Source organism: Acetobacter sp. AN02 (assembly GCF_029759835.1).
In the GTDB taxonomy this organism is placed as follows: Bacteria; Pseudomonadota; Alphaproteobacteria; order Acetobacterales; family Acetobacteraceae; genus Acetobacter.
Genome location: NZ_JAJJND010000044.1, coordinates 1 through 19,986, shown reverse-complemented (window position 1 = coordinate 19,986; position 19,986 = coordinate 1). Strand labels below are relative to the sequence as shown.

Genomic DNA, 19,986 nt, shown 5'->3' with positions numbered 1-19,986 from the left:
AATGATCAGCATCCTGTGAATCACATTTTTAGCCCAATGGGTACCCCGTGAGTCTGATCAAGAAACGGTTGGTATAATCGCCGGGCATTCCGGTCTTCCGGGCGGGTTGTCAGTCTTGTTCCGGTGTCACGCGATCTGAGCTGGGAGCACGATGCCGCCGCACCTCTGGATGTCAGCCGTGCCTTTGCTGAGCCCCTGCATCGGAAGATTGCCGCGCGGGCCGGGCAGAAATGGCCGCATCGGGTTCTTCCGGCTCCGGCCGTGACGGCGGATTCCGATGTGCATCTTGTCTGTGAGGATGGCACGGTGATCCGCAGGACGCGTGAGGTGAACGGCTATGCCATGTTCATGCTTCCGTCCGGTGTGAGGAATGTGCGGGTTGTCTCGGGTGTTTTCCGTCCGTGTGACGTGACGGGCCCGTTTACCGATGATCGTCGGCGTATCGGTGTTGCCGTGGGTGAGATTACGGTGTTCCGCAGAGGGCAGAGCACGTCTGTCACGGCTCATCTGAGCGGAGAGGCGCTGTCCGGCTGGCATGCTCAGGAGTGGGCGGATACGCGGCTGACCACGGGGGATGCGCTTCTCCCGCTTGAGGCATGCGATACTGACGGAGGAGCGCTTCTGGTGATGCAGCTTCGTCCGGTCGGTCCTTATCCTGCCGAGACCCCGGCGGAGGAGTTGCGCCGCTCTGCGTGAGAGCGGTTCCGTTCTTACGGGCTGAAGGTGAAGTCCGCAGCGACAGGCACGTGATCTGACGGGCTTTCCATGCTGCGGGCGTCCTTCATGACCGAGATGGCGGACAGGGACGGGACGAGGTCTTTCGTGACCCAGATGTGATCAAGGCGGCGGCCACGGTTTGAGGCGGCCCAGTCCCGGTTCCTGTATGACCACCAGGTGTAGAGTTTTTCAGAGGCCGGGACGAAGTGGCGCATGGCGTCGGTAAAACCGGTCTTCAGCCAGTGTTCCAGCCGTTCCGTTTCCGGCGGGGTGTGGCTGACGACGCTGAGGAGCTGTTTATGGCTCCAGACATCGTGTTCCAGGGGAGCGATGTTCAGGTCTCCGACCAGCACGGTCCGGGTCATGCTGCGGGTCCGGAACCAGGCAGTGGCTTCCTCCAGGAAGGCGAGCTTATGCGCGAATTTCGGATTTTCTTCCGTATCGGGAATGTCTCCGCCGGCCGGGACATAGAAATTATGGATTTCCAGTGGACCGTCTGAGGTCTGTACGCGTCCGGCGATGTGGCGGCAGTCGCCTTTTCCACACCAGTCGGGTGTGTCCGGCACCTCTTCGAGCGGGGTGCGCGAGAGGATCGCGACGCCGTTATAGCCTTTCATGCCGCGCCGGAGCTGATGCGTGTAGCCCAGCCTGTCCAGTCCTTCGGCGGGGAAGAGGGGGTCCGGTACCTTTGTTTCCTGCAGGCAGATCACATCCGGTGTCAGGGTCCGTGCGATGTCTGCCAGCAGCGGCAGTCGGAGGCGCAGGGAGTTGATGTTCCATGTCACGATACGCATGGAAGGGGGAGTGCCGGTCCTGATGTCGTGATGCAAGGGTAAATCAGGCACGGGGTCTGTTCCGGGCCTGAGAGGCGGCGTTATCCGAAGGCGCCGACATGGTGCATCACGGCGACACTGATCTCGCGCAGGATGCTGAAGATTGCGGCCATCGGCTCGAAGCTTTCCTCGTGTTCCGAGCGGTAGGCATCGTTATCGGCCTGGGGGCCTGCCGGTTCGTGGAAGTTCAGGTCCGGAATGGTGGTGCCCTTGGGGAACACTTCGGCCAGCTCGGCCAGGACTTCGGGGATTTCCAGGCACAGCACGCGCTGCATCATGACGTCGCGGGTGAAGTTTCCGCGAGGCATGAAGAACGGGATCCGGCTGGCCAGCACCCAGAGCCGTTCGATCAGGGCGATGCGCAGGGCGTGGAGGAGGCGTTCGGAGGCCTGCATGACGGGGGCGTCCGGCCAGGCGGCGCGCAGGGCGAGGTGATCGGCCTGGATGCGGCGGAACATGGACTGGGTATCTGCCCAGAAATCAAGCTTTTCCAGATCGTGCATGATGGCCAGCAGCCTGTCGCGCTGGGCCGGATTTTTCTCCACGGAGGCCCGGTCGAGCCAGTATCCCGGGTCCAGCAGCCAGATCACGCTGCGCAGCACCTGGTCGTCCGAATGGGCGAGGGCGTGGGCGGCGAAATCGAGCGAGATGCGAAAGCGCGGGCTGTTCTCGCGGAACATCTCGAAGGTTTCGGGATGGCGACGTGTGGCCTCTCCCAGGCCCTGGAGCAGGTTGGCGCACCAGCCGAGCTGCTGGAGGATGGCGTTGTTCGGGATGGCGCGGAGCTGGCTCGGGTGGGTGATGCGCGGGGTTGCGCCGCCGCCTTCGGTCTGGCGCGCGGAGGGGCGTGAGCCGGTTTTGTCGATCAGGGACGGGCCGAAGGCGCCGAGCAGATCGGCATAGCCCGGGTCTTCCACGAGGTCTCCCATCTCGTCCGCGATGGTGAGGAAGAAGTCGGAGGAGAAATCGGGTTGATCATAGACGGGATCGTCCCGGCGATCCGGGGGGGAGAAGACGTGTTCGGCGATGGTGGCGATGGTGGCGTCTGCCAGGGCCGGAGTTCCGAACAGGAGATAGCCGTCTCCGCCCTGGAAGGCGCTTTCCTCACGGCAGCGGATTCCGGCTTCGGAGAAGCGGGCGCGGGCGCGGGGCGGGGAGAGATAGTCCAGCCGGTCCGCGAGGCTGTAGGGGTGGCTGCCGCGGCCGATGCTTTCTCCGTGGGTGTCGAAGAGGATGACCTCGACACCGCCCAGATCCCATTTGGCCAGCAGGTCTATGACGCGCAGACGCAGGCGCTCCACGAGATAGGTGGAGGCGAGCTGTCCGACGTAGCGTCCGGAATCGGAATAGCCGAACTGGAGGCTGAGGCGGCCTGTCGCGCGCAGATAGTCGCGCCAGTTCGGGGAGCGCAGGGCTTCCTCGATGATGTTCGCGCCGTTCATCAGGGCGTCACGGGTTTCGAACAGCGGGGAGATCTCGACCTTGTCCGCGATTCCGAAGTGGCGGGCGAGCCACAGGGCGGAGAGGAGCGTGTAGCCGCTTTCGGTTTCTGCGATCAGGAAGCGGATCGGGGTTTCCGTGTCGATATGCTTGATGATCTGCGCGATGGTCATCATCAGGCGGGCGGCGGAGGCCTGTTCGGAAAGCAGGGCGCCGAAATCGACCGGTACGGATTCCACGGTTTCCAGCGCGTCGTTCACGCGGGCGAGCAGGGCGCGGCGGTGTGCCGGATCTGCCGGGTCGTCCGTAAAGCGCAGGCGCTGGCGCAGGACGTTGTGGATCTGCGTAGCGTTGAGCCGTGTGTGGGTGTGGGAGGCGGAGAGGCCATGCGACATCAGCCCGGCGCGGGCGATGCACAGCTTCATGCGGATATCGTCGGACGGGGCTTCTTTGATGAGGGTGTCCAGGTCTTCCGCGAGGTCCGAGGCCCGGAGGAGAGCGTCTTCCCGCAGGCCGATCAGGCTGTCTGCGAATTCCGAGGTTGCGACCGGATCTGCGTTTACGGGGCAGCGTGCGATCTGTGTGCTGACGGCCTGGATGGCGCGTTCGATCCGTTTTTCGAAGGCTGCCGCATCCGCGCCGCTGCTTTTGATCTGGTCCAGCAGGCGGCGGAGCTGCGCGAGTTTCATCAGCAGCCGGAAATGGATGGAGTTCCACCAGCCGATATCGGTGCGTCCGTCCGTGTCGTATCCCACCCAGCTCGTGAGAATGACGGAGCGGGGGATGATCCGGCTCCATTCGTCTGCGAACAGGCTGGCGGCGCGGCTGAGGATGACCTCATTGAGCCGGTCGATCGCGGCGCGGCCACGGAGGATTCCGGCCAGGGCCTGGGAGAATTCCTCATCCAGTGTGGGCGGTTTCTCGCGGCGGTGTGTTTCGGCGGCGGGGGCCGGGACGGCTCCGGCGGGCCGGGATGCGGCGTCGGCCAGGGCCGTGTAGATGCGCGGCGCGAGGGCGAAGGTGGGGTGAGCCGTAAAGACGGCGGCGTAGCGGATATGTTCGACGGCGTCCCGGAAGGCGGCTGATCCGGAGATGCCGGAGAGGCGTTCTCCGATGGATTCGAAGCGGCGCGAGGTGGTCTCTGCGGCGGTTCCGCCGACGAATTTCCGCAGGCGTCCGGCGCGTTCCAGCCAGGCCTCGTCGCGGATGCGGCGGACGAGCGCCTTTACGCCCGAGGTGGTCAGGCGCCCGTTATCGAGCAGTCCGACGATTCTGTGGACGCAGGCGAGGATGGCGTTTTCCTGTTCCGTGCCGCCGTCGGACAGGGGGTCTGTCCGTGACAGGGTTCCGGCCAGGAGGTGCCGGGCGATATCTGAGGTTTCCGCTGCTGCTGCCGCGTCTTCCGGATTGATTCCGGGGGTCTGACTGTCCTGGTTGTGGAATGATGCGGGGGCGGAATCAGACATACGGCACCTCGTGAGAAAAGCAGACCCTGCGAGGCTATGCATAAGACTGCGGGGGAGGCAACGGACATTATGGCACCCGGAGAAGATGTGAAGCGGGGCCGGAAGACGCCGGTCTGACTGATTGTGGGATGCGGCGGAGGGATGCTATCGGGGATGACATGACGGTACCCACGGATCCCGATATTCAGGCCCGGCAGGCGCTGGCCCGGCAGAAAACGCTTGCGACAGGCCTTCTTGGCGGGATGGCCGGTCTGACCCTTCTGACCTATCTGCCGCTGTTCCGCGGGCTGGAGCCTGCGGCCCACATGGCTCTGGAGACGGTGCGTGCGGGGGGCAAGGCCGGGGTTGTCGGCGGGATTGCCGACTGGTTTGCCGTGACCGCGCTGTTCCGGCATCCGCTGGGTCTGCCGATCCCGCACACGGCGATCATTCCGGCGCAGAAGGAGCGGATGGGGCGTGCTCTGGCCCGGTTCGTGGCGGCTCAGGTCTTTACGGAAAAGGAGATCGGCCGGGCGCTGGAGGGGATTGATCTTCCGGGGATTCTGGCCGGGATTCTGGAGGATCCCGCGACGATGGCGGGTCTGACCCGGGCGGTGCTCGGCACGATTCCCGGTGGTCTGGAGCGGCTGGAGGACGGGCGGGCTTCCGCGGCCTTTGCCCGGACGCTGCCTGTGATCCTGGGAGGGAATACGCTTGCGCCGTTGATGGCGCGCGGGCTGCGGGCGCTGGTGGATGGTGACTGCCATCAGGATGTTCTGTCGTTCATGCTCGGGCAGCTTCAGCATGTGCTGCAGTCCCGGGAGTCTGCGCTGAGGCAGATGATCGAGGAGCGGGTGCGCGAGCAGGGCGGGCGGTTTGTGGGCTGGGCGATCGGCGGGTCCATTGCCACCAAGGTTCTCGAAGCGGCGCGCGAGGAGCTGGACCGGATCGATCCGAAGGATTCTGCCCTGCGGGAGGGGTTTACGCGCTGGGTCCGTGGCGAGATCGAGCGGATGGAGACCGATCCGGAGCGTGCGGGGGAGATTTCCTCGGCCATGCGCGGGGTGTTTGCCCATGAGAGTGTTCTGATCTGGGGCGGTGATATCTGGCAGCGTCTGCGGGGTGTGATCGAGGCCGATATTGCGCAGCCTGACGGCTGGGCGGCCGGAATGGTGCAGGACAGTGTGCGGCGGATTGCGGTGCAGCTTCGCACCGATTCCGGGATGAGGGCGCGGGTGACGGATATGACCTGGCGGCTTGTCGTGCGGGTTCTGCCCTATGCCCGGGAGAAGATGGAGGGGTTCATCACGCGGGTTGTGTCGGGCTGGGACGGGGCGGCTCTGGCGGACAAGACAGAACTGCGCGTCGGGAGAGACCTGCAATATGTGCGCGTGAACGGAACGCTGGTCGGGTTTATCGTGGGTGCTGCCCTGTCAGTGGGGCTTTCCCTGCTGTTCGGTGCGGGAGCCTGAGGCCGGGTCCGGAGCGGGGGCATACGGGGGAAGATGGATCATGTTTCATCACATCTCCGGGTTTTATGCTTGATTTTCCTGAGGGACTGGCCCATCTCTGCGAAAACAGGACCTGAGCGGTACTCTATGCCGCCCATCCGGAGAATAAGGTGCATGTTCAAGCTTTCCAGGCTCGCTGACTACGCTGTGGTGACTATGGTCGAACTCGGGCGTCATGTCGAGCTTGTGACGGCGCCTGCGCTGGCGCAGGAGACGGGGCTGCCTGAACCGACGGTTGCCAAGCTTCTGAAGGTTCTTCTTGCGGACGGGCTGCTGCAGTCCCGGCGCGGGGCACGTGGCGGGTATGAGCTGGCCCTGCCTCTGAAGGACATATCGATCGCCCGTGTGATTGCGGCGGTGGATGGTCCGGTGATGGTGACGGCCTGTGTGGATGGCGGAGACTGCGGCTGTACCAGCGGCTGTTCTCTGAAAGGAAAGTGGGACGTGGTGAACGACGCGATACGAGCGACCCTTGAGGCAATCAGTCTGGCGGATATGACACGCGGAGCACCGGACGGTGCGGGTGGTCTGTCTGCGGGGGTGCGCCGGGGTCCGGAGAGTGCCGCGCCGGGTGCTGCGGTTCTGGGAGGATAGGACGATGCCGGCAGTCACGGAAACCCGCGAACAGATCGAGAAGCTTGGTCAGTCTTCCTACAAGTGGGGGTTTGAGACCGATATCGAGATGGATATCGCTCCGAAGGGTCTCAATGAGGATACGATCCGGCTGATCTCGGCCCGTAAGGAAGAGCCGGAGTGGCTTCTGGAGTGGCGTCTGGCGGCTTTTCGCGCCTGGCTGAGCATGAAGGAGCCTCAGTGGGCGAAGGTCGCCTATCCGCCGATCGACTATCAGGACGTGCATTATTATGCCGCGCCAAAGAAGCAGCCGGGTCCGAAGTCGCTTGATGAGGTCGATCCGGAGCTTCTGAAGACCTATGCCAAGCTCGGCATTCCGCTGCATGAGCAGGCGATTCTTGCCGGTGTCGAGCCTGAGGAGGGGGCGGAGGAGCGCCTTCCCGTGGCTGTGGATGCCGTGTTCGACAGTGTGTCCGTTGCCACGACCTTCCGTGAGACGCTGAGCAAGGCGGGCGTGATTTTCTGCCCGATTTCCGAGGCCGTGCGGGATTATCCCGATCTGGTCCGGCAGTATCTGGGCAGTGTGGTTCCGGCGGGTGACAATTTTTTTGCGGCGCTGAATTCGGCGGTATTTACCGACGGGTCTTTCGTGTTTGTGCCGAAGGGCGTGCGCTGCCCGATGGAGCTGTCCACCTATTTCCGAATCAATGCGCGCAATACGGGGCAGTTCGAGCGGACGCTGATCATTGTCGAGGATGGGGCTTCGGTGTCGTATCTTGAGGGCTGCACCGCGCCGATGCGTGATGAGAACCAGCTTCATGCGGCGGTGGTCGAACTGGTTGCGATGCAGGATGCCTCCATCAAATACTCGACGGTTCAGAACTGGTATCCGGGTGATGAGAACGGCAAGGGCGGGATCTATAACTTCGTGACCAAGCGCGGCGCGTGCCGCGGGGCGCGGTCCCGGATTTCCTGGACGCAGGTCGAGACCGGATCAGCCATTACCTGGAAATATCCGTCCTGCATTCTGCAGGGTGAGGGATCGGTCGGTGAGTTCTATTCCGTTGCGGTGACGAACAATCATCAGCAGGCCGATACCGGCACGAAGATGATTCATCTGGGCCGTAACACGCGTTCGACGATCATTGCCAAGACCATCAGCGCCGGTAAGTCGGACAGCACCTATCGCGGGCTTGTGCGGATGATGCCGAAGGCTTCCGGCGCACGGAACTTCACGCAATGCGACAGTCTGCTGATCGGTGATCAGTGCGGCGCGCATACGGTTCCGTATATCGAGAACAGGAACATGAGCGCGCGGGTCGAGCATGAGGCGACGACATCGCGTATTTCAGAGGATCAGCTTTTTTACTGCCGCAGTCGTGGTCTTTCCGAAGAGGATGCTGTCGGACTGATTGTCAACGGGTTCTGCCGGGAGGTTCTCAAGGAGCTGCCGATGGAGTTTGCCGTTGAGGCGCAGAAGCTGCTTCAGATCAGCCTTGAAGGCAGTGTGGGTTAAAGGACGGGTTCGGATCATATGAGCGATTTTCTGAAAATTTCCGGGCTGCATGCCAGTATTGAAACCGATGGCGGTGCGAAGGAAATCCTTCGTGGCGTGGATATGACGATCCCGGCGGGTGAGCTTCATGTCGTCATGGGGCCGAACGGCTGCGGTAAATCCACTCTGGCCTATGCGCTGGCCGGTCGGGAGGATTATGAGATCACCTCCGGCAGCGTGGCGTTCAAAGGAAAGGACCTTCTGGAGCTGGAGCCGGACGAGCGTGCGGCGGCCGGTATTTTTCTGGCGTTCCAGGCTCCGGTTGAGCTTCCCGGTGTGAACAACGCGAATTTTCTCCGTACGGCGGTCAATGCGGTGCGGCGTGCGCGTGGCGAGCCGGAGATGGATGCGGTCGCGTTCCTCAAGGCCGTGCGCGCGGCGACGAAATCGCTGTCCATGTCGGATGAGATGCTCAAGCGTAATGTGAATGTCGGCTTCTCCGGAGGCGAGAAGAAGCGCAACGAGGTGCTGCAGATGACGCTGCTGCAGCCGTCCTTTGCGGTTCTGGACGAGACGGACAGCGGGCTTGACGTGGATGCGCTCCGGATTGTTGCCGATGGCGTCAACAGGCTTCGCGGGCCGGAATTTTCCGCGCTTGTCATTACGCATCACAAGCGGCTTCTGGACTATCTCTCTCCGGACCGGATTCACGTTATGGCGAACGGCCGGATCGTTCACAGTGGTGGTCCTGAACTGGCGGAGAAGATTGACCAGGAGGGATATGCGGCGTTTCTGGCGGATGCGGCATGAGCGCCCCCGCCGCCTTTGCGCAGCAGCTTGAGAAAACCTCCGGTGCTGCAAGGGATGCTGCTCTTGCGCTGGAGCGGATCGGTCTTCCGGGGCCGAAGACGGAGGCTTTTCTTTACACCTCCCTGCGCCCTCTGACGGGCCGTTCGTTTACGGCTCCGCCGGAGGCTCCGTCCGCGGATGCGGTGCGGGCGCTGATCATGCGGAGTGTTCCGGTTGACGGGCCGCTGGCCGGGCAGCCGCTTGTGGTGTTCGTCAACGGTGTATTTTCCCGCGAACATTCGAAATATCCTGATCAGGCTGGTGTGCATATCCGTACGGATGCGACGGACGCGGTGCAGGAGGACGGTGACATGCCGTTTCTGCTGCTGAATGATGCGCTGTATCGTGACGTGACCGTTCTTGAGGTGGACCGTGATACGGATGCGGGATCGTTTGTTGTCCTGTCTCTGTCTTTCGGGACCGATACGTCCTTTCATCCGCGTCTGCGCGTGCGTGCCGGGGATGGTGCGTCCGTCACGCTGACGGAGATTGCGGCGGGAGAGGGGGCGTATCTGAACAATCCCGTTCTGTTCTGCGATGTTTCTCCGCGCGCGCATGTCGTTCATACGAAGCTGCAGCAGGAAGATGCGCAGGCGGTGCATATGGCTGCCGTGCGTGTGGCGGTTGCTGAAGGCGGGTCCTATGACAGTTTCACGCTCGGGCTTGGCGGGGTTCTGTCCCGGCATGAAGTCCGTTCGGTGCTGGGCGGGGCGAAGGCGGCGGTGCATATCAACGGCGCGCAGCTCCTTACGGAGCGTCAGACGGGTGATATCACCAGCGTGATCAGACATGCCGCGCCGGACTGCATCTCGAGACAGACGGTCCGTAACGTTCTTGGCGGTCATGCCAGGGGTGTGTTCCAGGGCAAGGTGTTTGTGGAGCGGATTGCCCAGAAGACCGATGGCTATCAGATGAATCAGGCGCTTCTCGTGTCTGAGACGGCTGAGATGGATGCCAAGCCGGAGCTGGAGATTTACGCGGATGACGTGAAGTGCAGCCATGGCGCGACGGTCGGTGCTCTGGATGCGGATCAGCTGTTCTATCTGTGCAGTCGCGGTATTCCGGGGGCTGAGGCCCGGCAGATCCTGATCAGTGCCTTTCTTGAGGAGGTTCTGGATCTGGTGACGGACGAGGCGGCTCGTGATGCGCTGCAGGGCGTTCTGCAGCAGGCTCTGGCGAAGCGGATCGGGGCCGTATCATGACGTTCGATGTGAACGTCATCCGGGCTCAGTTTCCGATTCTGTCGGAGAAAGTGCACGGAAAGGATCTGGTTTTTCTTGATTCGGCGGCTTCCGCGCAGAAGCCGGCTGCCGTGATTGACAGCATGGTTGAGACCATGCGGACGCAGTATGCCAATGTGCATCGTGGTCTGCACTGGATGAGCGAGCGGGCGACCGAGGCCTGTGAGGCGGCGCGCAGCCGTGTGGCGTCCTTTCTGAATGCTCCGGCGCGTGAGGAGATCATCTTCACGCGCAATACGACCGAGGCCATCAATCTGGTGGCGACGAGTTACGGCTCTCTTCTGAAACCGGGTCAGGCTGTGGTGATTTCCGAAATGGAGCACCATGCCAATCTCGTACCCTGGCAGATGCTGCGGGACCGGGCCGGGATCGAGCTCCGCGTTGCGCCTGTGACGGATGACGGGGAGCTGGACTTTGAGGCTCTGGGTCGTCTGCTGGAGGATGGCCGGGTTGCGCTCGTGGCCGTGACGCATATGTCCAACGTGCTGGGTGGTCTGGTTGACGTGCGACGCGTGGCGGATATGGCGCATGCGGCCGGGGCGAGGATCCTGGTGGACGGCAGCCAGGCGATCGTGCACCGCAAGGTGGATGTTCAGGAAACCGGTGCCGATTTCTATGTCTTTACGGGACATAAGCTTTACGGGCCGAGCGGTGTCGGTGTGCTGTGGGCGCATCGGGAGATTCTGGAGTCCATGCCGCCCTATCAGGGTGGCGGGGATATGATTTCCACGGTCAGTTTCGAAAAATCCACATGGGCACAGGTGCCGTATAAATTCGAGGCCGGTACGCCCGCGATTGTGGAGATTATCGGTCTGGGGGCGGCAATCGACTGGGTGGAGTCTGTCGGGTTTGATGCCATCACGGCGCATGAGAAGGTGCTTACGGATCATGCGCTGAAGGTGCTGCCTGAGGTTCCGGGGCTGAGGCTGATCGGGCGCCCTGCGGATAAGGGAGGCGTTTTTTCCTTCGTGATGGATGACGTGCATCCGCATGACATGGCGACGCTTTTAGATCGCAATGGCATTGCCATACGTGCCGGGCAGCACTGTGCGGAGCCGCTGATCCGTCGTCTGGGCCTGACGGCCACGGCGCGTGCGAGTTTTGCCGCCTACACCACGCGGGAGGAGATCGATCTCCTGGCTGGTACGCTCGTGCGTATCCGCGACATGCTGGTGTAGGGGGCGGGATGGAGACGGACGGTCTTTACAGTGATCTGATCATCAGCCGGGCGAAGTCTCCGCTTTATGCGGGGGATCTGGCTGATGTGACGGTTCGTGGGGAGGGACGCAATCCTGTCTGCGGTGATCGTGTCCGTCTCAGTCTGAAATGCGAGGGCCTGCGGATCGACGCGCTGGCGCATCAGACGCGGGGCTGTGCGGTCTGTATTGCTTCTGCGGATCTGCTGGCCGGTCTGGTTACGGGGTGGAATCGTGACGAGGCCCTTGCGGCCGGGCAGGTCTTTACCGACATGTTCAGTGACGGGACGGTTCCGGCTGCTGACGACATGCCCGACGCTTTCCGTGTTTTTTTTCCTCTCCGGCAGCACCGTGCCCGGATTGGCTGTGCCACCCTGCCATGGACCGCTCTGAAGGAGGCGCTCAGTGACGCCAGATCATGAAACCGTAATGTCGTCTGACAAGGTCGGGGGAACTGCCCGGACCTTTCAGGCGGATGAGACGCCGGCGGATGCACCGAAGGCCGGGGTTTCGCACTGGACGCCTGACGGGGAGGAGGCCCCTGCCGCCACCTCCGGCGTGCCGTCCGAGGATGCCGTGATCGAGGCGATCGCGACGGTTCATGATCCGGAGATCCCGGTCAATATCTACGAGCTGGGTCTGATCTATGCCATCGACCTGCACGAGGATGGCCGAGTGAGGGTTGAGATGACGCTGACCGCGCCCAACTGCCCGAGCGCGCAGGAGCTTCCGGCTCAGGTGAAGGAGGCGGTTGAGAAGGTGGACTGCGTGACATCTGCGGAAGTGGATGTGGTGTGGGATCCGCCGTGGGATATGTCACGCATGAGTGATGAGGCGCGGCTGGCGCTGAATATGTTCTGATATCTGCAGTCAGAAGGAGACGATCAATGACCACACAGGCTCCTGTCGCCTCACCCCGCCCGGTGCGGGAACTGCCGCCGTTGATGACGCTGTCCGAGGCGGCTGCGGCGCGGTTGCAGACGTTATACGACTCGGAGCAGGCGGGGCGTCTGCTGCGTATTTCCGTGACGACGAAAGGCTGCTCCGGCAAGGCCTATGACATGGAGTTTGTCGGGGAGCCGGAAGCCGGGGACGAGCTTGTGACGGACCGGGGAGTGAAGATTCTCGTGGATCGCAAGGCGACCCTGTTTCTGATCGGCACGGAGATGGATTTCCGGAGCGGGGAACTCGAATCGGGATTCGTGTTCAGCAACCCGAACGAGAAGGGCCGCTGCGGCTGCGGCCAGAGCTTTCACGTCTGAGAGAGTTTCCGCCTCCGGTGCGGTCGTCCGCCCGGAGATTTACCGGTTTGCCGCGCTGTAGCGTTCCGCGATTCTGACGGCTTCATCCAGCACGGCCTGGTAGGGCTGGCCTGCGTCGATATCGTAGATCCGTGCCCCTTTGTACTGCATACCGGTCAGGGCGCGGGTCTTGTCGCGCAGTTCCTGCAGCGGATGGTCAGGCTTGCGCATATGCGCCGTTACCGGATCCACGTTCAGGCGGATGATGAGGCCGGGTTTCTGCTCCGACATCCAGTCGTAGAGTTTCTGTTCCCGGCGGGCGAGGGACTGCACCAGGCGGTTGTCCGAGCGGTTCACGTCAAGGCCGGGGCCGTCATAATGAAAGCCGGGGACTTCGGCCTGGGGGTAGCGTTCCGCGATGATCAGCGTGCCGTTTCCTGAGGCTCTGATCACGCGACGGAGCTGGAACTGGCGCCAGAGCGAGAACAGATACATCACCACGGCGGAGAAGGGGCCTGGGACTTTCTTTTTCATATCCTGGGCGCGGCGGACCTTGCGGGCGAGATAGTTTTCCAGCCACGTGCCGATCACCGGCAGTTTTTTGATCCTGTCTCCGGTTTCTCCGGAAACTAGGCCCATGTAGCGGCGTTCGGAAGGACGTGTTCTGTTCAGCCGGGCGACCAGATCATGAGCGAGTCTCGTCTTGCCGGAACCGTCGCAGCCGACGACGGCGATGACACCGCACAGCGTGCCGACGGTGTCCGTTGCTGGAAACCACGATGCAACCCGATCCTGCAGCAGCTCGCCAGCGTCCATAGTTCTGCGTTCCCCACCGGTTGTAAGAAAATGAACATCTTCTTTTAAAGAGAATGCAATAATTGATACATTCCAGGCAGAAAATCAACGTTTGCCAGGGCTGTCCCGGCGAGATTGCTCAGCCGTTGCGCTTATGACGTGTGGTCGGGACCCTGTTTCAGGGCGGTCCGAACCCCGGCGAGGGCGTCTTTCAACACATCACTGAGAGGCTCGGAGCCGTCGAGATCGAGGATATGCGCGCCGTTGAATGTCAGGGCAGGGATCAGGCGTGTCTTGTCCTGCAGTGAGGACAGTCTGTGATCCGGCTTGCGGGCATAGGCCAGTTCCGCGGAGACGTTGATGCGGATGACCAGAGCCGGGATGAAGCGGGACATACGTTCGTACAGTCGGGCTTCGAGAGTGGCGAGTGCGCGGGTGAAGGCGGATGTGGCGGCGGTGCGGGACAGGCCGGGGCCGTCGAAATAGAAACCCTGTATTTCAGCCTGGGGATAGCGGTCCGTGATGATGAGCGTGCCGCTGCGGGACAGGCGGAGCATCTTGCGGAATTTCACCCAGCGCCAGACGGACAGCAGAAAGATGACCGTTGCGGTCAGGGCGTCCGGTGCTGCGGGTTTTTTCTCTTCTGCATGGGCGCGGCCGCTGCGTTTTTTCAGGAACCGGCCAAGGGCGCTGCCGATGAGCGGGATGCGGAGGATGGCTTTGAGGATATTGCCGGAATCCTGACCCAGATACATGAAGATCGTGGTCCGCTCCTGCGACAGGGCGTCTGTCAGGCCGGCTGCGAGTGTGGATTTTCCTGCGCCGTCGCTGCCGACGATGGCAATTACGCCGGGGAGAGTGTGTCGCGGGGCAGACGTCATGACTGTACCGATGCCTTTTTCGGGGAGGGAGGCACGGGATATCTCCCGTGCTCCTCATGCGTCAATGGTGTGACGCGGAGTGCGGCTTCAGTTCTGACGGGCCATGGCCCGGGAGATGGCCGTCTTTGCGGCGTCCACGACATCTTCCAGCGGACGCGTGGCATCGATTTCCACGATCGGGGCCGTGCCGAAGGTGATGCGGGAGATCCCGTCGATCTTTCTGGCGAGGGAGTCCGGCGAATGGTCCGGCTTGCGGGCGATGGCGGTGTCTGCATCCACATTCAGCCGGAGCACGAGGTCCGGGGCGTGGCGGGTCATCCAGCGGAACTGACGGTCTTCAATTCCGGCAAGAATTCTGGCGAGGGCATGATCCTTGCGGAGCCGACCGAATCCGGGGCCGTCGATGGCATCAGGCACCGATATCTGCGGAAAACGGTCGGCCAGGATGGTGATCCCTTTATTCCGCAGGCGCTGCATCCGCATGAAACGGAACAGGCGGCGGAGGGTGAAGGCATAGATCACCAGGGCTTCCGGGATACCCGGGCCGCGCGTGCTGAGGGCTTTTTCCTCTTTTTTTCTGATCGTGTGATTGAGTTTCTTTCCCATGAGCGGGAGACGGGCAACAGAGCGCGCGAGGTTGCCGGACTGCTTGCCGAGATGGCACAGTTCGGCCGGTCCCTGCGTCTGCAGCCATGTGAGCAGCTGGCTTCCGACGGTTGATTTACCAGCCCCGTCGGAGCCCACGATTGCGATCAGCATGTTCTCGCCATTCCTCCTGTTGCAGTGTGGTCAGCGGTCTGATGGGAATTAATGCCGCGTTTGTAAAGGCATGACTGGCCTGAGCTCAGTGACTGCGGCGCCGGGGAGCGGAGAAGCGGATGACTGCTTCCACCTCGGCTGACCAGAGAAACTGATCGATCACATCGATGGCGCTGACCGTGTAGCCTGCCGCGTGCAGCAGGCGGGCATCACCGCTCAGGGCCTGGGGATTGCAGCTGACATAGATGACGGTTTCGGGGCGGGCCTGAGCGATCAGGCGCATCTGTGCGCCTGCGCCCATGTGGGGAGGATCCAGCACGACGGCGAGTGTTCCGGACAGGTCCGTGCCGGAAACGGGCTGACGGTTCAGATCCTGCTGACGGACCGCGATCCGCAGACCGCCCGCGGCGTGTCTGAGGGCCTCTGCTGCGGGGGCTGCGCCTTCCCAGGCCTCGACTCTGGCCTGTCCGGACAGGGCGAAGGTGAAGCTGCCGCATCCGGCATAGAGTTCCGTGATCTTCGCTTTCCGGCCCGGTGAGGGCGGCAGGGCGGAGAGAATGGCCGTGCGGATGGCGTTTTCTCCGTCCCGGCTGGCCTGGAGGAAGGCACCGGGCGGGAGTCTGACGGGCGGGCCGTCTCCGAAGGCGAGGACAGGCGGTGTTTCCTGCACGGCCGTTTCCGGCGGTGTCATCTGTCCGGCCGGTCTGTGGCTGATCCGGGCGATTCCGTTATTTGCCGCCAGAGTGGCGAGTCTGGTGCGGTCCGGTGCCGTCAGGGGGCGATCCGTGGACAGCAGGAGATCCGTGCCTGTGTCCGTCAGGGTGATCAGCAGGTCTCCGGATTTTCCCAGTGCGTCGAGTCGTACGCAGGTTTCGCGCAGTGCGGGCAGAAGCTGCATGATCTGCGAGTGCAGGACGTGACATTCCGTGAGATCGGCCGGGAGGCCGCCTCTGCGGTGCAGGCCGATGAGCACGCCGGTTTCCGTCCGACGCAGCGCGAGGTCCGCGCGCCTGCGTGTGGCAGGCGGGACGGTTGTGATCCGCGCGTCCGGAAGATCGGTGAAACCGGCTCCGTGCAGGCTGGCGAGAACGATATCCCTCTTCCATGCGGCAACGTGCTGCGGTGCGAGGTGCTGCATCCTGCAGCCGCCGCAGGTGCCGTAAAGCCCGCAGACCGGAGTGATCCGGTCCGGTGAGGGGGTCAGGATTTCGGTCAGTTCAGCGCGGTTGTTCCCGGTCCTGCGGGCCAGGACCGTCTCTCCGGGAAGTGCGAAGGGTATGAAAACCGCTTTTCCCCCGTCGGCTGGATTGCCGGGCCGGGCCAGACCATCGCCTGCCTGGCCCAGGGCCGTGACGTGGAACTCCTCGGGGGGCTGCCCCGACACTGCTTCCTCAGACGCGGAGTCGCGCCGGGGCGGACGGTGCCCGTGGCTGCGGGTCCGTCGGGCCGGAGGCCGTCTCACGACCGGTCAGGCGAGGTCGGAGGAGGAGTCGGCTGTATCTGCGGGCAGAGAGCGATATTCGCGGCGTGGCAGATTCATGAAGGCGGGAATGTCTTCTCCGAAGCCTGTCACGCTGGTGACCGGTGCGTCTGCGGGGGTATTGCTGTCCCGCCAGTCCCGGTCCCGTCGTCTGTCCTGACGGTCGTCCTGCCTGTCATCCCGTCGCTCGTTTCTCTGTCCGCCGTTCCGGCCATCGCGACGCGGCTCCTTGCGGCGGGTGTCCTGCGGCGCGGGGGCAGTCTCGGCAGGAGCGGCTTCAGGGGAGGCCTGAGCATCCGACCGGTTGTCGCGTCCCTTGCGTCCGCGACGTTTGCGGTCACGGCCGCCGCGCGGGCTTTCCTCTTCAGACCACGCACGCGACTCCACGCCATCCACGTGGATCAGCGGAATCTCCTCGCCCGTCAGTTTCGTGATCGCTTCCGCGAGACCACGATCTTCCGGTGTTGCAAGGCTGAGCGCGCGTCCTTCCCGCCCTGCACGACCCGTGCGACCGATGCGGTGGACATAGTCCTCCGCGTGGAACGGAAGGTCGAAATTGAAGACGTGGGAAAGCCCTTCGCCGCCGATATCGATTCCGCGCGCGGCGACATCGGAGCAGACCAGGATTTTCAGCTCGCCGGACTTGAACTGTTCAAGCGTGGCGAAGCGTACGGACTGCGGCAGATCGCCGTGCAGCGCTCCGACCGCAAAACCGTGCTTTTTCAACGAGCGGAAGAGGACATCCACATCCTTTTTCCGGTTGCAGAATACAATGGCGTTCTGCATGTCCGGCGCGCGCAGCATACGGCGCAGGGCGCGGCGCTTGTCGCGCTCTTCCACGATCAGCAGCCCGGTTTCGATCGTCCGGGCCACGGTGGAAGGGCGGCTTACGGTGATTTCGACCGGCATACGCAGGAAGGCGTCGGCCAGACGGCGGATTTCCGGGGCCATCGTGGCTGAGAAGAACAGCGTCTGACGATTGGGCGGCAGCAGGGAGACGATGCGCTCGATATCGGGGATAAAGCCCATATCGAGCATCCGGTCTGCTTCATCGATGACCAGAGTTTTCGTCTGTGTCAGCAGAAGTCCGCCGCGGTCGAACAGGTCGATCAGACGGCCGGGCGTGGCGATCAGAACGTCCACGCCGCGGCTGAGCACTTCCTTCTGCTCGGCCATGCTCTCACCGCCGATCAGCAAGGCGTGGGTCAGCTTCAGATGCTTGCCGTAATCGACGAAATTTTCCGCGACCTGCAGCGCCAGTTCACGCGTCGGCTCCAGAATCAGGGAGCGCGGCATGCGGGCGCGGGCGCGGGAGTCGGACAGGATCTCGAGCATCGGCAGCGTGAAGGAGGCTGTCTTGCCCGTGCCCGTCTGCGCCACGCCGAGCACGTCCTGCCCGCGCAGGACATGCGGGATCGCCTGTGCCTGGATCGGGGTGGGATGGACGTAGCCCTTGTCGGTGATGGCGCGCAGGAGCGGTTCGGACAGGCCGAGATCGGCGAAGAGTGGCCGGGCCTCTTCTTCTGCAGCGGCGGGGGCGTCCGGGGATGTCTGTGCTTCGGGAAGGACCTCGCCGGCCAGGCTGCCCGGGATATGCGGCTCTTCCGTTCCTGTGTGGGCCGTCTGCGGTGCAGGTGTGTTTTCTTCCTGAGGGGCTTCCTCGGGGGGCTCTGCCTTTTTCCGGCGTGTGGTCGTGCGCTTTGCCGGGGTCTCTTCCGAAGAGGCGGCCTTGCGCGTCCGGCGGACCGGAGCCTCTTCCGTCGTGATGTCTTCTGCTGCCGGTGCTGCGGCGGTCTCGTCCTTATCCGCTTTCTTACGGGTGGCGCGTTTCCGGACCGGCTTTGCCTCTGCGGCTGTCTCTTCCGTCTCAGCGGTTTTACGCGTCGTGCGGCGTCGTGCTGGTTTTACTGTCTTTACCTCTTCCGCAGCCTCTGCCGGAGCGACTGTCTTTCTGGTCCTTTTGCGGACAGGAGCCGTTTTTTCCGGCTCTGCCTCATCCGCAGCCACGTCATCCTGCACCACATCTCCTGCAACCTTCGTCTTCGCGGATGTCGCGGTCTTGCGGGTGCGGGGGGTTGCGGCGCGGGGCTTGCGGGCGGAGGGGGAGGTGGCTCTGGGACTCAATGTGCTCTCTGTTCTGGCTGAAACAAAAGGGACGGATGCGCGGCTTTACAGGTCGGACGACCGGTGCTGCCGCGGACACCATCCGGCGAGCCTGTCGGTAGGAGGTTCCGGGGGGAAAATCAAGCTTAACCGCGCAATGCCGTGTGACAGTCGGTATCGTCCGTTGTGCATAAGGCGGTGTCTTTGCCTGAGAAACACCGGCTTCAGAAATGTCCGAGTGCGGCCGTGAGAATTGTTACAACTCCAAGTGCGCTGAGGCCGAGAATCTGCAGCCGCAGGGAGTCTAGGGTTTCCTGACCGGGGCGCATGGCACGCCGGGCTTTCTGATAGGGGCCGCTGAATGCGCGGAATGTCAGGAAAGCCATTACGAGCGCAAGTGCTTGCATGGCGTTGACGGTCCAGGGCATCACGGCGAATCCGCCTTCATGCAGGATCATGAGCCAGCCCGATACCAGCACGGCCGGGACGACATGTCCGGACATGCGGAAATAGCGGCGCAGGGCCTGGAGCATGACAGACGTGCGCTGTGTCTTGTCCAGAAGGGTCAGGCTTGGCGGCAGGATCAGGCTGCTGTAGAGCGCGCCGCCCACCCAGGCCGTGATTCCGGCGATGTGCAGCGTCAGGACAAGGCTCCAGAGGATGTGCATGGGAACTCCGGCGGGAATACAGACAGAAAACGCGGACCGGTTTATCCGGCATCCGGTTTCGCGCCAAGCCATGATGGCAGAATGTCTGACATCACGGACGCGAGGCAGCTACCATGTGTGTATTGCCTGCATGTACCATTCGCGGAACTGTTTCCGGCGCATTATGTCGATGCAGATGCAGATGCAGGACATGATCAGGGAGATGACGGAAATCATAGTGAGGGGTATATAAATAACATATCACCAGCGTTTCTTTATTTTTTATAAAAATAAGCAAATAAATTATAATTATTGTAAAAATAATATTAAATAAAATATTTATATTTTATATATGTTGTTATTTTGTTAGTTTTTATATATTAAATTATAAATATAAAAATACTTCGTATATAGAAGTATGCGTTTCTGATACTTCCTATCTGAGGAAACGCCCCTAATTATCATATTCTCTGAAAATCTGGAATATTCCGGTCTTCGTCCATCTGGCCCGGAAGTTGCTGATGACTGCATATCCTCTGGAGCTTGCTCTCCCTGATCCGTCAGAAATGACGGAGATCGATCGTTTTATGGCGCGGAGTGTTCCGGTTCTGGCTCTGATGGAGAATGCCGGACGGGCTGTGGAGCGTGCGGTCAGGCGACATGTTCTACCAACTCTGGGATGCCCTGACTCATATTTGATTTCTTTAGGTTCTGTTGACAAAAGATCTTCTCAGACTGGCTTGGACGTGATTCAACGCTGGTCTTTACGGAGACCTGTGG

The 19,986-nt window shown here is 62.2% G+C and carries 18 protein-coding genes; 10 read left to right on the top strand and 8 right to left on the bottom strand.

Features of this window, described 5'->3' with window-relative positions; translation table 11 throughout:
• Positions 1-123 precede the first annotated feature (123 nt).
• Positions 124-696, top strand: a complete 573-nt coding sequence (locus LOC54_RS07010; RefSeq protein WP_279313109.1) for a hypothetical protein — start codon at positions 124-126, stop codon at positions 694-696.
• A 14-nt stretch (positions 697-710) separates the two neighbouring features.
• Here LOC54_RS07010 and LOC54_RS07005 read toward each other — a convergent pair whose 3' ends face one another.
• Both LOC54_RS07005 and LOC54_RS07000 read right to left on the bottom strand, forming a co-directional pair.
• The gene (locus tag LOC54_RS07005) at positions 711-1,511 is read right to left on the bottom strand and encodes an exodeoxyribonuclease III (protein ID WP_279313111.1); all 801 of its coding nucleotides are present in this window, start codon (positions 1,509-1,511) and stop codon (positions 711-713) included.
• Between the two features lie 80 nt (positions 1,512-1,591).
• Positions 1,592-4,456 carry a phosphoenolpyruvate carboxylase gene (locus LOC54_RS07000; protein WP_279313108.1) on the bottom strand — a complete coding sequence of 955 codons (2,865 nt, stop codon included), beginning with the start codon at positions 4,454-4,456 and terminating at the stop codon, positions 1,592-1,594.
• Positions 4,457-4,614: 158 nt separating this feature from the next.
• On the opposite strand from LOC54_RS07000, the gene LOC54_RS06995 reads away from it, so the two are divergent.
• The 9 genes from LOC54_RS06995 (at position 4,615) to LOC54_RS06955 (ending at position 12,562) form a co-directional block, all read left to right on the top strand.
• Positions 4,615-5,907: a DUF445 domain-containing protein gene (locus tag LOC54_RS06995; RefSeq protein ID WP_279313107.1), complete on the top strand. Its 1,293-nt coding sequence runs from the start codon at positions 4,615-4,617 to the stop codon at positions 5,905-5,907.
• A gap of 153 nt (positions 5,908-6,060) precedes the next feature.
• Positions 6,061-6,540 (top strand): SUF system Fe-S cluster assembly regulator, encoded by a 480-nt coding sequence (locus LOC54_RS06990; protein WP_279313106.1) that lies wholly within the window; start codon positions 6,061-6,063, stop codon positions 6,538-6,540.
• A gap of 4 nt (positions 6,541-6,544) precedes the next feature.
• A complete protein-coding gene (sufB, locus tag LOC54_RS06985) occupies positions 6,545-8,035 on the top strand; it encodes a Fe-S cluster assembly protein SufB (protein WP_279313105.1) in 1,491 nt (496 codons plus the stop codon).
• Positions 8,036-8,053: 18 nt separating this feature from the next.
• Positions 8,054-8,824, top strand: coding sequence for a Fe-S cluster assembly ATPase SufC (gene sufC / locus LOC54_RS06980; RefSeq protein ID WP_279313104.1), 771 nt, complete (start codon positions 8,054-8,056; stop codon positions 8,822-8,824).
• Positions 8,821-10,065, top strand: a complete 1,245-nt coding sequence (sufD, locus tag LOC54_RS06975; RefSeq protein WP_279313103.1) for a Fe-S cluster assembly protein SufD — start codon at positions 8,821-8,823, stop codon at positions 10,063-10,065. The genes sufC and sufD overlap by 4 nt, the downstream gene beginning before the upstream one ends.
• Positions 10,062-11,282, top strand: coding sequence for a cysteine desulfurase (locus LOC54_RS06970; RefSeq protein WP_279313102.1), 1,221 nt, complete (start codon positions 10,062-10,064; stop codon positions 11,280-11,282). Before sufD ends, LOC54_RS06970 begins: the two co-directional genes overlap by 4 nt.
• A gap of 8 nt (positions 11,283-11,290) precedes the next feature.
• Positions 11,291-11,722 carry a Fe-S cluster assembly sulfur transfer protein SufU gene (sufU, locus tag LOC54_RS06965; protein ID WP_279313101.1) on the top strand — a complete coding sequence of 144 codons (432 nt, stop codon included), beginning with the start codon at positions 11,291-11,293 and terminating at the stop codon, positions 11,720-11,722.
• A gap of 7 nt (positions 11,723-11,729) precedes the next feature.
• Positions 11,730-12,161: an SUF system Fe-S cluster assembly protein gene (locus LOC54_RS06960; protein WP_279313110.1), complete on the top strand. Its 432-nt coding sequence runs from the start codon at positions 11,730-11,732 to the stop codon at positions 12,159-12,161.
• Between the two features lie 26 nt (positions 12,162-12,187).
• Entirely contained in the window at positions 12,188-12,562 is a 375-nt protein-coding gene (locus tag LOC54_RS06955) for an iron-sulfur cluster assembly accessory protein (RefSeq protein ID WP_279313100.1), read from the top strand.
• A 39-nt stretch (positions 12,563-12,601) separates the two neighbouring features.
• Here the strand turns inward: LOC54_RS06955 and LOC54_RS06950 are convergent, their stop codons facing one another.
• The 6 genes from LOC54_RS06950 to LOC54_RS06925 form a co-directional block, all read right to left on the bottom strand.
• Complete coding sequence (locus LOC54_RS06950; protein ID WP_279313099.1) at positions 12,602-13,357, bottom strand: hypothetical protein; 756 nt, start codon at positions 13,355-13,357, stop codon at positions 12,602-12,604.
• A gap of 131 nt (positions 13,358-13,488) precedes the next feature.
• On the bottom strand, positions 13,489-14,217 hold the full coding sequence (locus LOC54_RS06945; RefSeq protein WP_279313098.1) for a nucleoside triphosphate hydrolase: 729 nt from the start codon (positions 14,215-14,217) through the stop codon (positions 13,489-13,491).
• A gap of 87 nt (positions 14,218-14,304) precedes the next feature.
• The gene (locus tag LOC54_RS06940; RefSeq protein WP_279313097.1) at positions 14,305-14,976 is read right to left on the bottom strand and encodes a nucleoside triphosphate hydrolase; all 672 of its coding nucleotides are present in this window, start codon (positions 14,974-14,976) and stop codon (positions 14,305-14,307) included.
• An 85-nt stretch (positions 14,977-15,061) separates the two neighbouring features.
• Entirely contained in the window at positions 15,062-16,438 is a 1,377-nt protein-coding gene (locus LOC54_RS06935) for a class I SAM-dependent RNA methyltransferase (protein WP_279313096.1), read from the bottom strand.
• Between the two features lie 6 nt (positions 16,439-16,444).
• Entirely contained in the window at positions 16,445-18,475 is a 2,031-nt protein-coding gene (locus tag LOC54_RS06930; RefSeq protein ID WP_408740313.1) for a DEAD/DEAH box helicase, read from the bottom strand.
• A gap of 308 nt (positions 18,476-18,783) precedes the next feature.
• Positions 18,784-19,227, bottom strand: coding sequence for a hypothetical protein (locus tag LOC54_RS06925; protein WP_279313094.1), 444 nt, complete (start codon positions 19,225-19,227; stop codon positions 18,784-18,786).
• Between the last annotated feature and the right edge of the window lie 759 nt (positions 19,228-19,986).

What these genes read in the sequence shown, in the direction of transcription:
- sufC (WP_279313104.1), top strand. Translation starts at nt 8,054, where the DNA reads ATGAGCGATTTTCTGAAAATTTCCGGGCTGCATGCCAGTATTGAAACC.
- LOC54_RS06990 (WP_279313106.1), top strand. Translation starts at nt 6,061, where the DNA reads ATGTTCAAGCTTTCCAGGCTCGCTGACTACGCTGTGGTGACTATGGTC.
- sufU (WP_279313101.1), top strand. Translation starts at nt 11,291, where the DNA reads ATGGAGACGGACGGTCTTTACAGTGATCTGATCATCAGCCGGGCGAAG.
- LOC54_RS06955 (WP_279313100.1), top strand. Translation starts at nt 12,188, where the DNA reads ATGACCACACAGGCTCCTGTCGCCTCACCCCGCCCGGTGCGGGAACTG.
- LOC54_RS06940 (WP_279313097.1), bottom strand. Translation starts at nt 14,976, where the DNA reads ATGCTGATCGCAATCGTGGGCTCCGACGGGGCTGGTAAATCAACCGTC.
- LOC54_RS06995 (WP_279313107.1), top strand. Translation starts at nt 4,615, where the DNA reads ATGACGGTACCCACGGATCCCGATATTCAGGCCCGGCAGGCGCTGGCC.
- LOC54_RS06925 (WP_279313094.1), bottom strand. Translation starts at nt 19,227, where the DNA reads ATGCACATCCTCTGGAGCCTTGTCCTGACGCTGCACATCGCCGGAATC.
- LOC54_RS07005 (WP_279313111.1), bottom strand. Translation starts at nt 1,511, where the DNA reads ATGCGTATCGTGACATGGAACATCAACTCCCTGCGCCTCCGACTGCCG.
- LOC54_RS06945 (WP_279313098.1), bottom strand. Translation starts at nt 14,217, where the DNA reads ATGACGTCTGCCCCGCGACACACTCTCCCCGGCGTAATTGCCATCGTC.
- LOC54_RS07000 (WP_279313108.1), bottom strand. Translation starts at nt 4,456, where the DNA reads ATGTCTGATTCCGCCCCCGCATCATTCCACAACCAGGACAGTCAGACC.
- LOC54_RS06970 (WP_279313102.1), top strand. Translation starts at nt 10,062, where the DNA reads ATGACGTTCGATGTGAACGTCATCCGGGCTCAGTTTCCGATTCTGTCG.
- LOC54_RS06960 (WP_279313110.1), top strand. Translation starts at nt 11,730, where the DNA reads ATGTCGTCTGACAAGGTCGGGGGAACTGCCCGGACCTTTCAGGCGGAT.
- sufD (WP_279313103.1), top strand. Translation starts at nt 8,821, where the DNA reads ATGAGCGCCCCCGCCGCCTTTGCGCAGCAGCTTGAGAAAACCTCCGGT.
- sufB (WP_279313105.1), top strand. Translation starts at nt 6,545, where the DNA reads ATGCCGGCAGTCACGGAAACCCGCGAACAGATCGAGAAGCTTGGTCAG.
- LOC54_RS06950 (WP_279313099.1), bottom strand. Translation starts at nt 13,357, where the DNA reads ATGGACGCTGGCGAGCTGCTGCAGGATCGGGTTGCATCGTGGTTTCCA.